This window comes from Clostridium sp. AM29-11AC (assembly GCF_003480545.1).
Taxonomy (GTDB): domain Bacteria; phylum Bacillota; class Clostridia; order Lachnospirales; family Lachnospiraceae; genus Otoolea; species Otoolea saccharolyticum_A.
This window is the reverse complement of the sequence record NZ_QUJI01000001.1, coordinates 72,346-84,635: the sequence shown is the minus strand read 5'-3', so window position 1 is coordinate 84,635 and position 12,290 is coordinate 72,346. Positions and strand designations below refer to the sequence as shown.

Annotated in this window: 12 protein-coding genes; 1 reads left to right on the top strand and 11 read right to left on the bottom strand. The window is 50.1% G+C overall.

The genetic code is table 11. The annotated features are described in order from the left end of the window. Positions 1-243: 243 nt before the first annotated feature. The 6 genes from DW757_RS00420 to pta form a co-directional block, all read right to left on the bottom strand. Positions 244-1,158: a selenium metabolism-associated LysR family transcriptional regulator gene (locus DW757_RS00420; protein ID WP_087381768.1), complete on the bottom strand. Its 915-nt coding sequence runs from the start codon at positions 1,156-1,158 to the stop codon at positions 244-246. A gap of 168 nt (positions 1,159-1,326) precedes the next feature. Continuing rightward, positions 1,327-2,370 carry a selenide, water dikinase SelD gene (gene selD / locus DW757_RS00415; RefSeq protein WP_182433220.1) on the bottom strand — a complete coding sequence of 348 codons (1,044 nt, stop codon included), beginning with the start codon at positions 2,368-2,370 and terminating at the stop codon, positions 1,327-1,329. Between the two features lie 407 nt (positions 2,371-2,777). Then, complete coding sequence (gene rpmF, locus DW757_RS00410) at positions 2,778-2,960, bottom strand: 50S ribosomal protein L32 (RefSeq protein WP_008398008.1); 183 nt, start codon at positions 2,958-2,960, stop codon at positions 2,778-2,780. A gap of 3 nt (positions 2,961-2,963) precedes the next feature. Beyond that, positions 2,964-3,491 carry a DUF177 domain-containing protein gene (locus tag DW757_RS00405; RefSeq protein WP_118750668.1) on the bottom strand — a complete coding sequence of 176 codons (528 nt, stop codon included), beginning with the start codon at positions 3,489-3,491 and terminating at the stop codon, positions 2,964-2,966. A 273-nt stretch (positions 3,492-3,764) separates the two neighbouring features. Continuing rightward, complete coding sequence (locus tag DW757_RS00400) at positions 3,765-4,955, bottom strand: acetate kinase (protein WP_008398005.1); 1,191 nt, start codon at positions 4,953-4,955, stop codon at positions 3,765-3,767. Between the two features lie 161 nt (positions 4,956-5,116). Continuing rightward, entirely contained in the window at positions 5,117-6,118 is a 1,002-nt protein-coding gene (pta, locus tag DW757_RS00395; RefSeq protein WP_008398001.1) for a phosphate acetyltransferase, read from the bottom strand. Between the two features lie 320 nt (positions 6,119-6,438). On the opposite strand from pta, the gene DW757_RS00390 reads away from it, so the two are divergent. Continuing rightward, entirely contained in the window at positions 6,439-7,671 is a 1,233-nt protein-coding gene (locus tag DW757_RS00390; protein ID WP_118750667.1) for a nucleotidyltransferase family protein, read from the top strand. An 88-nt stretch (positions 7,672-7,759) separates the two neighbouring features. Here DW757_RS00390 and DW757_RS00385 read toward each other — a convergent pair whose 3' ends face one another. The 5 genes from DW757_RS00385 to coaE all read right to left on the bottom strand — a co-directional run bounded on the left by DW757_RS00385 (position 7,760) and on the right by coaE (position 12,252). Then, the gene (locus DW757_RS00385; protein WP_118750666.1) at positions 7,760-8,977 is read right to left on the bottom strand and encodes an SAM-dependent methyltransferase; all 1,218 of its coding nucleotides are present in this window, start codon (positions 8,975-8,977) and stop codon (positions 7,760-7,762) included. A gap of 90 nt (positions 8,978-9,067) precedes the next feature. Further along, positions 9,068-10,432, bottom strand: coding sequence for a PFL family protein (locus DW757_RS00380; protein WP_118750808.1), 1,365 nt, complete (start codon positions 10,430-10,432; stop codon positions 9,068-9,070). 32 nt (positions 10,433-10,464) lie between these two features. Further along, on the bottom strand, positions 10,465-10,737 hold the full coding sequence (locus DW757_RS00375; RefSeq protein ID WP_008397996.1) for an ACT domain-containing protein: 273 nt from the start codon (positions 10,735-10,737) through the stop codon (positions 10,465-10,467). A gap of 133 nt (positions 10,738-10,870) precedes the next feature. Continuing rightward, positions 10,871-11,668 (bottom strand): MBL fold metallo-hydrolase, encoded by a 798-nt coding sequence (locus DW757_RS00370; RefSeq protein WP_008397993.1) that lies wholly within the window; start codon positions 11,666-11,668, stop codon positions 10,871-10,873. Then, positions 11,665-12,252, bottom strand: coding sequence for a dephospho-CoA kinase (gene coaE / locus DW757_RS00365; RefSeq protein WP_118750665.1), 588 nt, complete (start codon positions 12,250-12,252; stop codon positions 11,665-11,667). Before coaE ends, DW757_RS00370 begins: the two co-directional genes overlap by 4 nt. Positions 12,253-12,290: the final 38 nt, after the last annotated feature.

The following is a 12,290-nucleotide window of genomic DNA, read 5'->3' as shown; positions in this document are numbered from 1 at the left end:
ATAACTTCTATAAAAAATGTTCTTTATAAACTTTTTCTATAAATCAGAATATCTGATTTTCATAGAAGGACTGCAGAACTTTTACGGGCTATTTTCCGCAAAAAAGCAGAGGCTCTGCAGCCCGGGAAAACACGTTCTCCCTCTGCAGAGTCTCTGCTGTCTTTTCAGATTTATAACTCTGATTTTCCTGTTATATTATAACAAACTTTATCTTTGCTTATCTTTTGTTATCTCAGGTATCTCCTATTTTTCCCCTTTTACTCTGTATACCTCTTTCACAGTCTTTAAAAACCTCTTTGCAGAGCGGGAGAGCTGACAATTCCTGTTATAGACCACATTAATGTCCCGCCCGGCCCTCTCGCTGGGGATGGGGAAGGCTAAAATTTTTCCGCTTTCCGTCTCCTCTCTCACGGCCAGGCTTGAAATCACGGAAATTCCCAGTCCCTGAATGACTGATTTTTTAATTGTCTCCTGGTTTCCTATGCTGGCTACAACATTCAGTTCCTCCGGCATAATTCCCAGAGAACGGAACTGTTTTTCCGCCTCCTTTCTGGTGCCGGAGCCCTCCTCTCTCAGAATCATATGTTCCTTCCTGATCCAGGAGATATCCTTTGAAGTGTTTTTTATACTCCTGTATTTTTCTGTATTGGGCGTGATAATCACCATCTCGTCCCTGTAAAAAGGAAGATACTTGCAGTGCTTCTTTTCCAGCACAGTTCCCGTAAAGCCTATATCCGCCCTGCGCTCCGCAATCTGCTCTACCACCTGGCTGCTGTCCATCTCCGTAATCTTCAGCTGCTCTCCAGGGTATTTCATGTTAAATCTGGCTAAAAGAGGCGGCAGAAGGTACTGAGCCGGAACCGTAGAAGCAGCGATGGCAACACACTGCTTTTCCTCTCCTCTCCACTGACCAAACTCCTCCTCTATTTTCTTCTCCAGATCAACCATCTGCTTTGCATGAAAAAATAATCTCTGCCCCTCTTCTGTCAGTCCCACTTCCTTTGTATTTCTCACAAACAGCCTAACATCCAGCTCCTTTTCCAGTGACAGGACATGGGCGCTGACGGTGGGCTGAGTAAGGTACAGGCGCCTGGCAGCCTTTGAAAAACTGCCGGACTGCGCAACCTCTACAAATGCTTCCAACTGTTTTAAATTCATCCGTATGTATCCTTTCGCTTTCTCCCCTGCCAGCCATCCCATAACAATACGGACTTCTGCAGCTTTCCAGCCGCCGTTTCCTGATGCCAAGCCGCACGAAGCATCTTTTATTGCTTCGCTGTTTTGCATCTGTCCCACGGCTGGTTCACTGCGCTTTTCTCCACGATACTATAAAGACAACCGGATCAGTTTATCGCTCTTTGGTTCAACTGTCCCTATTACAGAAACTGCTGTGTCCATTCCTGCTTTTTCCAGATTCTGAAGGAGCGTTCCCAGATCTTCTCTAGCCACGCTGAACAGAAGACCTCCTGACGTCTGAGGATCGTACAGCAAGTCCAGATAGTACTCCTCCACGGAGCCAGCATCCACCTTCTGCCCAGAGTATCCCCTGTTTTTGTACGTCCCGGCAGGAACCAGCCCCATCTTAGCATAGTCAATGGCATCTTCAAAGTAGGCGATGTCCCGGACTTTCAGCTCGAAGGTCACCTCACTGGCAGAGGCCATCTCTGCGCAGTGTCCCAGAAGGCCAAATCCCGTAATATCCGTACATGCAGAGATTCGGCAGCCCTCTGCAGCCCGTTTGGCCTTCTTATTCAGTGAAGCCATAACCGTCTGCGCCTCTCTGACAGCGGAAGCGGAAGCAATATCTGCCTTGATCGCCGTGTTGATAATGCCGCTTCCGATCTGCTTTGTCAGCACCAGTACGTCTCCCGGCCTGCATCCGTAGTTCTTGAAAATTTTTTCCGGATGCACAAAGCCGGACACACACAGGCCATATTTAGGTTCATCATCCTGTACAGAATGGCCTCCCACCAGAACAGCCCCCGCTTCCTTCACCTTGTCCGCACCTCCGGCAAGGATCTCTCCCAGGATTGCCGGGTCCAGACAGTTTGGAAAGCCCACAATATTCAGCGCTACAGCAGGCTCACCTCCCATGGCCCATACATCGCTCAGGGAATTTGCCGCTGCGATCTGACCGAACATGTAGGGATCGTCCACAATAGGAGTGAAAAAGTCCACAGTCTGTATCATTGCAATTTCATCAGTTATCTTATAAATAGCCGCATCATCGGATGTCTCAATTCCAACCAGCAGGTTATCATCATGAAATTTCGGCAGCTTGCCCAGAACCTGGGCAAGGGTCTCAGGACCTATCTTTGCCGCTCATCCCGATGTCTTGCTGAGTGCAGTAAGTTTTACCTCTGTTTTCATACGACTTCTCCTTTCTTTTCAGTATTGGCTGCGAAAGGAGACGCCCGTCTGTCCCTTCGCTTCCTGCGCAAAAAAAGATAGAATACGACTTCTATCGATCGTATTCTATCATTCTTATCGGAAAATTAAAAGATAAAATTTTATAAACCCTTTATATTCTTACAAAAGCTGGCTGATTGGGCCTGCGGCAGATATTTTCTCTCCTGCTCTGCTGTCCCCGAAAACAAGAAAGAATCCTGCTTTGCAGGATTCTCCGCCTGCGGCGGGTCGCGAAAGCGGCATTTTTCCTTTCCGCCGCAGTGCGTTCCCGCGGAGCGTTTTTATTTAACAGGGAACTTCGTTCCCTGTTAAATAAAAAATCAAGGGGCACTCACAAGCGAAACCCCTTGACTTTAACACATTCTCAATTAGTCCTCAACCTTGATGATCTCTTTCTTGTTGTAAGAACCGCAAGCCTTGCAAACTCTGTGAGGCATCATTAAAGCGCCGCACTTGCTGCACTTTACTAAGTTTGGAGCACTCATCTTCCAGTTAGCTCTGCGGCTGTCTCTTCTTGCTTTGGAAGATTTATTCTTTGGACAGATAGACATGGTTTACACCTCCTTAAATTGTTTGTAGATATCCTGGATAACTGCCATCCGTGGATCGAGCGACGTTCTGTCGCAGGTACAAGTCCCATAGTTGAGATTCGTTCCACATCTATTGCAAATCCCCTTACAATCTTCTCTGCAAAGGACTTTCATAGGCAAACCAATCAGGATCTCGCTGAGAACTAACTGGTCTACATCCAGATTATAACCGTTTAAATAAGGTTGTTCATCCAAATCTTCTGCCTGCCCGGCCTCCGGTTTATCCGTCTCCAGTTCCCTGTCAAGCGTGAGCTCACAGACATAGGCCACCGGTTCAAGACATCTGGAACAGGGAATCTCTACTGTCACTTCTGTACTGCCTTCCAGAAAATATTTTCTGGCCCCTGTGTTTGTAATAATCAGATCAAATGGACTTTTAGACACAATTCTGTATGTCTCTCTGCCCATACTGATCTCCGTCAGTCCTATCTCAGCGTTATAAACCTTTTTCTTGCCTTCGCAGGTAAAAAGTTCAGATAAATTAATCAGCATATTAATCTCCTAATACGCACTATGCTATTATACATAGACGTCTGTTTTTTGTCAATGGTTATTTTGTATATTATTCCATTTTTTATCCACAAACCCCAGGAGAAAACAGATTTTGAGCAGAGCAGAAAACTCCCTCCCTGTCAGATTTTTACACCTGTCTCCCGGCTTACTGCTTCATCCAACAGACTTTTCTGTACGCAGCACAGCATGAGCAACCAGTGAAGTCTGCTCATGCTGTGCAATTTCTCTATGTTCCGCTCCGTCTGCGCAGGTTTATTTTACGAGAGCCATTGTCTCTCTGGCGATAGCCAGCTCCTCGTTTGTCGGAACCACAAATACTCTCACCTTGGAATCCGGTGTGGAGATTTCTCTCTCAACGCCTCTGCAGTTATTGAGCTCCTCGTCAATGGTTACGCCCAGGTAGGACAGGTTCTTGCAGACATTCTTTCTGCAGTTTGCGTCGTTCTCGCCGATACCTGCTGTGAAAGCGATAGCGTCCACGCCGTTCATAGCTGCCGCATAAGCGCCGATGTACTTGATTACGCGGTAAGCGAAGATGTCGAGCGCTGCCTGAGCCTTGTCGTCGCCTTTCTCAGCTGCCTGCTCAAGGTCGCGTCCGTCGCTGGATAAGCAGGAAATTCCGAGAAGTCCAGACTTCTTGTTGAGGATTGTCATCATCTCGTCGATGGTCTTGTTCTCTTTCTTGGCCACGAACTCGATGATAGCCGGGTCAATGTCTCCGGAACGTGTACCCATTACAAGTCCCTCGAGAGGAGTAAGTCCCATGCTGGTGTCAACGGATTCGCCGTTCTTTACAGCAGAGAGACTTGCGCCGTTTCCTAAATGGCATACGATAATCTTGCAGTCATTGTATGGCTTTCCGATCAGCTCAGCGGTTCTCTTGGATACGAAGCTGTGGCTTGTTCCATGGAAGCCGTATCTTCTTACCTTATACTTCTCATAGTACTCGTATGGAAGGCCGTACAGGTAAGCTGTCTTTGGCATGGTCTGGTGGAAGGCTGTATCGAATACACCTACCATCGGCACATTCGGCATAAGCTCCTGGCATGCGCGGATGCCGATGAGGTTTGCAGGGTTATGAAGAGGTGCCAGATCGCTGCACTCCTCAATGCCCTTGATAGTTTCTTCTGTCAGAAGTGTAGAGGTTGTGAATTTTTCGCCGCCGTGTACGATGCGGTGTCCGACAGCTCCAACTTCATCCAGGCTCTTGATCACTCCTGTCTTCTCGTTTGTCAGAGCCTCGATCACATATTTGATTGCCTCTGTGTGGGTCGGCATAGCCTTCTCCGTCTTTTCCTTCTCACCGTCAGCAGGCTGATATGTGAGGATTCCGTCGATTCCGATTCTCTCACAGAGTCCCTTTGCAAGGACATCCTCTGTGGCTGCATTGATTAACTGATACTTTAAGGAAGAGCTTCCGCAGTTGATAACTAAAATATTCATCGTTTATAATCCCTTTCCCATCAGGACGCCCCGGCATCCGGCCGTACGCCTGTTCTCCTTTCAGGCACAGACGGATTCGGGGCTGTCCTCTATAAGTTATATGAAACTATTACATGTGCAACTTTTGATTTCCGATTTTCTGATAGAACCCGCCTGCAGGATTATGACATCTGAGCCTGTACAGCAGTAAGAGCTACTACGCCGACGATATCCTCTGCAGAGCAGCCGCGGGATAAGTCGTTAACCGGTCTTGAGATACCCTGAAGCATCGGGCCGTAAGCCTCTGCCTTGGCAAGTCTCTGAACCAGCTTGTAGCCGATGTTTCCACAGTCCAGATTCGGGAAAATAAGAACATTTGCATGGCCTGCAACGGTGCTTCCCTTTGCCTTGGATTTTGCAACCTCCGGTACCAGAGCTGCATCTAACTGAAGCTCTCCATCCAGATCAAGCTGCGGGTACTTCTCATGAGCGATCTCAACTGCCTTCACTACCTTGTCAACGAGGGCATGCTTTGCGCTTCCCTTTGTGGAGTGGGACAGCATGGCAATAACCGGCTTCTCGCCAACCAGAGCGCGGAAGCTCTTTGCACTGGAGTCAGCGATGGCTGCCAGCTCCTCAGAGTTCGGATCCTGATTCAGTCCGCAGTCAGCAAATAAGAAGGTTCCGTTTGCTCCATACTCGCAGTTCGGAACATCCATGATAAAGAAGCCGGATACAAGCTCTGTGCCAGGAGCTGTCTTTAAGATCTGAAGGGCAGGTCTTAAGGTGTCTGCTGTCGCATGGCATGCACCTGCAACCAGACCGTCTGCATCCTTTTCCTTAACCATCATAACACCGTATGTGATGTAGTCTGTTCTTAAGATCTCCTCAGCCTTCTCTTTTGTCATTCCTTTGTGCTTTCTCAGCTCAAAAAGAGTCTCTGCATAGTGGTCAAACTTTGGATCTGTATCAGGATCAACTACCTTTAATCCGGTTAAATCAACTTCCAGCCATCCGGCACCGTCCATGATCTTCTCTTCCTTACCAACCATGATGAGGTCTGCAGTACCCTCCTCAAGCACCTTTGCAGCGGCAATCAGAGTTCTTTTATCTTTGCTCTCAGGTAAAACAATCGTCTGTTTATCCTGTTTTGCCTTTGCTTTCATTAAATCAATAAATGCCATGGTTATTAAACCCCTTTCATAAAGATAAATGTATTTTCTGTTTTACATTATATAACATGTGTTTATTGTATACAAGAGATAAATGTCGATTTTTCATTAATTATTTTTTTAACAGGTTTGTCTCTTTTTTAACTCTTTACGAACCGCCCTTTCCTATATATAATGTACCATATCCTTCGGCGAAATTCAGAGCCCGGCTTTCCTTTTAAACAGATTCTGTCCCTCCGGCCTGCCGCAGCCCGTGGTACAGAAGTCAGTGCTTTTTCATCGAATCGGCTTGGACGGCGGCAGCCAAGTTTCACAGAAAGGCAGAATTCATCATGCATGTAACAGGACTTATCACAGAATACAATCCCTTTCACAACGGCCACCTTTTCCATATCAGGCGCGCAAGAGAGGTGGCCGGCGCAGATTTCCTCATAGTGCTCATGAGCGGCAGCTTTGTCCAGAGAGGGGCACCTGCCATTTTTGACAAATACAGCCGAACCAGAGCTGCTCTTCTGTGCGGCGCCGATGTGGTTGCGGAGATGCCTGTCACCTTTTCCACCGCGTCAGCGAGGGAATTTGCCTCCTATGGGATTGCCCTTTTCACCGCTCTGGGCGCCGTAGATTCCATCTGCTTCGGAAGTGAGTGCGGTGAAATCGGCCCGCTTTTTCAGACAGCCAGACTTCTGGCACAGGAACCTGAAGGTTTCAAGGAGGCCCTTGGCAATGCCCTCCGTCAGGGAAAAACCTACCCGGAGGCCAGAGCCGCGGCTCTCTCCTCCTTCCTTCCCGGCAGCGACCTCCTGTCCACTCCCAACAACATCCTGGGAATTGAGTACTGCCAGGCTGTACTGCGGCAGAACAGTCCCCTGTCCTGCCTTACCATCAGGAGAGAAGGAAGCGGCTATCACGACAGCTCCATCTCGGGAACACTGGGCTCCGCTCTGGCCGTGCGAAGCGCCCTGGAAGAACAGGTCCCGGCCCCGCACCTTGCCAGCCTGGTTCCCCCCTGCACCATGGAATCCATCAAAAAAGATGTGCCGGTCTTTCTGAATGACTTTTCCTCTCTATTAAATTACCGCCTTCTGACAGAAAAACAGCCGGAGCAGTATGCAGAGCTGAAGCCGGAGCTGGCATCCAGAATCCGAAAGCTGTCCCCCTCTCCCGCTTCTTTTGACGAGAGAATTAAGGAGCTGAAAAGCCGTCAGTTTACCTATACCGGCATCAGCCGGGCCCTTCTCCACCTTGTCCTGGGTGTGCGGGCAGATGCCGCAGAGGACTTAAAGGCCGCAGGCTACGCCCCCTACGCCAGAATCCTGGGCTTCAGAAAAAGCGCGGCCCCTGTCCTGAAAAAAATCAAGGCAAATTCCGCCATCCCCGTGATCACCAAGCTGGCCGGTGCAGAAAAAAAACTGGACCCCAGAGCCGCATCCATGCTGGCTCTTGAGATCCAGTCCTCTCATCTCTATCAGTCCGTGCGCCTTGAAAAGGCCGCATGGGGCCGTGCAGGCGGCAAAACAGCGGTCTTTCAGAATGAGTATACCCAGCCTGTGGCAGTAATCAGCTGAGAGAATACAGCGCCTGACCTTTTTCTGGCTGTCCAGCGCTCAGGGCAGCCTCATACCTGCTGATTTTGCTGCTGCCTTGAAAAGCGGTCTATATGGCCCCGTCCTCTCTCAGAAGCCGCTGCAGCGTCGGCTCTGCGTGGAGCCCCTGAATCAGTTCCTCAAGTCCCTTCTGTTTTTTCTTTTTTCCCTGGCGCACTGCCCGGATCATAATATTCTTCGGCGTGTGTTCCATATCGATAAACTCTAAAATCTGCGTCCGGTATCCGGCCTCCTCTAAAAGTCCCGCACGAATTCCGTCTGTGAGGAGGGCCGACATTCTCTCCTTCAGAAGTCCATACTGAAGCACAGGAGCCAGAAAATCATTTTTCACCTGCTTATTCAGCTCATGCTGGCAGCAGGGTACAGAGAGAATGACTCTGGCCCCCCAGCGGACAGCCTTAGCCAGGGCGTAGTCCGTGGCCGTATCGCAGGCGTGGAGGGTCACAACCATGTCCACCTGGTCGGTTCCCTCATAATCTGCAATATTGCCGTGCTCGAAGGTGAGATTCTCAAATCCGAATTTCTGCGCCAGGCGGCTGCAGAGGGCAATTACATCCTTCTTCAAATCCAGGCCCACAATGCGCACCGGATACCCCTTTATCTCCTTCAGATAATAGTACATGGCAAAGGTGAGATAAGATTTTCCGCAGCCAAAATCAATGATTCTCGTTTCTCTGGAGGGATCAAGCCCCGGCAGAATATCCTCCACAAATTCCAGGAATCGGTTGATCTGGCGGAATTTATCGTATCTGGCTTTTACCACCGCTCCCTCCTTTGTCATCACTCCCAGATCCACGAGGAAGGGAACCGGTGTTCCCTCCGGGAGCACATAGTTCTTTTTCCGGTTGTGGAGGGACAGGCGGCTGATGTCCTCCTGGCTCAGTCCGTCTGCGCAGATTCTCGCCGCTTTCTTCTGGCCTGCTGCCCTCTCCTTTCCGTTTTTCTTTATCTTTACAGTCACTGTCCCCTTTTTGCTCACCAGCACGGTCCCGCTGCCTAGCTTTGACTGGATCTCCCCGTTTCTGTAGAGGGTCAGGAGCTGCTCTTTTACATATCCGGCCGCCTCTTCTGCGCCCATATTCTTATGAAAGGCCTGCTTTTCGGTAAATTCCTCTGCCTGGAACTTCAGCTCTCCCTGCAAAAGCAGAGGACGGAGAACGAGCTTTAAAAACCCGTCCTTCGTCCTGGGATTGCTGAGTATAATCCGTTCCAGACTTTCATTGAGGAAAAACAAAAGAGCCTCGTCCAGCTTGTTTTCATTTTCCATCTTTGTCTCCGTTTCTCTGCAGGCAGGCGGCACAGACTGCAGAAGCCCTGCTTTCTTTTCCCGCCTGCAAAAGCTGCCCTTTTCTCCCTCTTAGTTTTTAAAGCTGTGAACAGGGGCAGGAATTCTTCCCGTCCTTTTTACAAAGTCATCACACTTAAAACGGTTGACAGGCATAACCGGCGCATAGCCTAACAGGCCTCCGAATTCTACCGTATCCCCCACGCCTTTCCCGATTACAGGAATAAGTCGGACGGCTGTGGTCTTCTGATTAATCATACCGATAGCCGCCTCATCTGCAATGACTCCTGCAATGGTAGCCGCGGAGGTATCCCCAGGAACTGCAATCATGTCTAGGCCCACGGAGCAGACGCAGGTCATCGCCTCCAGCTTCTCAATCGTCAGAGCCCCTAAGGTAACTGCATCGATCATTCCCTGATCCTCGCTGACCGGAATGAAGGCTCCGCTTAAGCCGCCTACGTAGGAGGAGGCCATAATTCCGCCCTTCTTCACCTGATCATTTAACATGGCCAGAGCCGCTGTCGTTCCCGGAGCTCCTACCCGCTCTAAGCCGATCTCCTCAAGGATCTCAGCCACACTGTCGCCTACGGCCGGTGTCGGAGCCAGGGACAGATCAATGATGCCGAACGGCACCCCAAGGCGCTTTGCCGCCTCCTGGGCCACCAGCTGGCCGACCCGGGTAATCTTAAAGGCTGTCTTTTTGATGGTCTCACACAGAACCTCAAAATTCTCCCCTCTCACCTTCTCAAGGGCAGTCTTGACAACGCCCGGGCCGCTGACTCCCACGTTGATGACAGCATCTGCCTCTGTGACTCCGTGGAAGGCTCCCGCCATAAACGGATTGTCATCCGGCGCATTGCAGAATACCACCAGCTTTGCACAGCCTAAGGAGTCCCTGTCTGCCGTAGCCTTTGCCGTTTCCAGTACCACCTCGCCCATCAGGCGGACTGCATCCATATTCAGACCGCATTTCGTGGAACCTACATTCACTGAGCTGCATACACGCTCCGTAGCCGCAAGGGCCTGGGGAATCGAGCGGATCAGAAGCTCCTCCGCCGGTGTCATGCCCTTGGATACCAGGGCAGAGTAGCCGCCGATAAAGTTGACGCCCACCTCTCTTGCAGCCCGGTCCAGAGTCTTTGCAATACTCACAAAGTCCTCTGTGGTCCTGCAGGCACCTGCCCCCACCAGAGAAATCGGAGTCACTGAGATTCGCTTGTTGACAATGGGAACGCCAAATTCTCTTCCAATCGCATCTCCTGTGGAGACAAGATCCTTCGCATAGGAAGTAATCTTTCTGTAGATTTTTTCATTAATCTCATCCACTGTGCTTCCGCAGCAGTCCAGAAGGCTGATTCCCATGGTGATCGTGCGGACATCCAGCTTTTCATGGTCAATCATGTTGTTGGTTTCATTGACCTCCAGCATGTTAATCATCATTGTATTTCTCATAGTTTTCTGTCGCCTCCCTAAATTCGATGCATGCTGGTGAAGATCTCTTCTCTCTGACAGCGGATGGAGGCTCCGATTCTCTGGCCCAGCTCATCCATCTCTCTTGCAATTTCGTCAAAGGACTTGGGGGACTTGGCAATGTCCACAATCATCATCATGTCGAAGATTTCCTTGACGATAGTCTGGGTAATATCGAGAATATTGATGTTGCTCTCTGCCAGGTAGGTACAGATATTTGCTGCCATACCCACATCATTTTTTCCTACTACGCTGATAATAATTCTGCTCATGTTGGTTCTCCTTTTTTTTCTCTGATTCTTTACAGCCCTTGCTTTAAGCCTTCCGGTACACAGCACATGCTCCGGACCGCTTCCCCCGCCTCGATTTTAAAACGGGAGGGCTTTTGTCCTGCTAATCTTTCGGCTAAACCGTGACGATCTCTGACACTGCATCGCGCCTTGCCACTGTGATCGGAAAGTCGCTGGAATGGTAGGGCGTATCGCTCTCCGTGATCTCCAGCTTCACGGTTTCGTAGGCCAGCTCCTCATAATTATTTTCCTTGCTCAGATGGCCGAGAAAAATATGCTTTAAATTGTCGTGAAGGATACAGCTTAAAAGCCTCCCTGCATTGTCGTTGGACAGATGGCCATAGTCTCCCAGAATTCTTTTTTTCAGATAATAGGGATAGGGGCCCGCCTCCAGCATTTTTATGTCGTGGTTGGACTCCAGAAGGATCGCATCCAGTCCCTGCAGATGGTCAATAGTATACTGGGAGTAATTGCCCATGTCTGTGGCAACCGCCACAGACTTTCTTCCCTCCTGAACCCGGTAGGCCACCGGATTGGCCGCATCGTGGCTGATCTTAAAAGGCTTGATGTCCAGATCCCCGATACGAAAATCCACATCGTGGACAACCGGACGAAGGAGCTCTTCCGGGTAATCGCCCAGGCTTTTCATCCCCTTTATCTCCTCCAGGGTTTCCCTGGTGCTGTAGACGGGAACTCCGTATTTTCTTGCCAGGACGCCAAGTCCTTTTACGTGGTCTGAGTGCTCATGGGTGATCAGGACTCCGTCAAGCTCGCTCCCCTTTATACCAATCTCATTTAACCCCTGTTCAATCCTCCTGTTGCTGATCCCCGCATCGACCAACAGGTGCGTGTGGTCGCTCCCTATGTAAATACAGTTGCCGCTGCTCCCGCTGGCTATACTCACCATTCTCATGCTTCTGCTTCCTCTTTCAATATGGTTTCTATCTGTCTTTTCACGTCGGCTACGGTCTTGTTGTTGTCAATCACCCGGTCCGCCATGGCCCGAAACTCGGACTCCGACTTCTGGCTCCTCATAATGTCCAGACATTTTTCTCTGCTGTATCCGCGGCTCTTCATCAGGCGGCTGATACGGTTTTCCTCTGAGGTAAAGATATACCACACCTGGTCAAACAGTCCGTTGTGCTCCTCGTCAAACAGAGCCGCCTCCACAATCACCAGCTCCTTTCGGGAGCACCGGATGCCCTCCTCGATCGCCTGCCAGACCGTAGGATGCACAATGGAATTTACCGTTCCAAGGGCCTCCCCGTCGCCAAACAGCCGCTTTGCCAGAGCCTTTCTGTCAATGCTTCCATCCTCTGAAAGGAAATCCGTTCCAAGGGCCTCCAAAATCCGGCGGTAGGCCGGCATTCCCGGCTCCATCACCTGATGGGCGATCTCATCCGCAATCAGAAGCTCTGCCCCGAAATCCCTCTTTAGGATTCCCAGAACCTCACTTTTTCCCGAACCGACTCCGCCTGTAATCCCTATTACCTTCATCTCTTCCTCTTCCCGTCTGCCGCCTCCCGCAGGCGGAG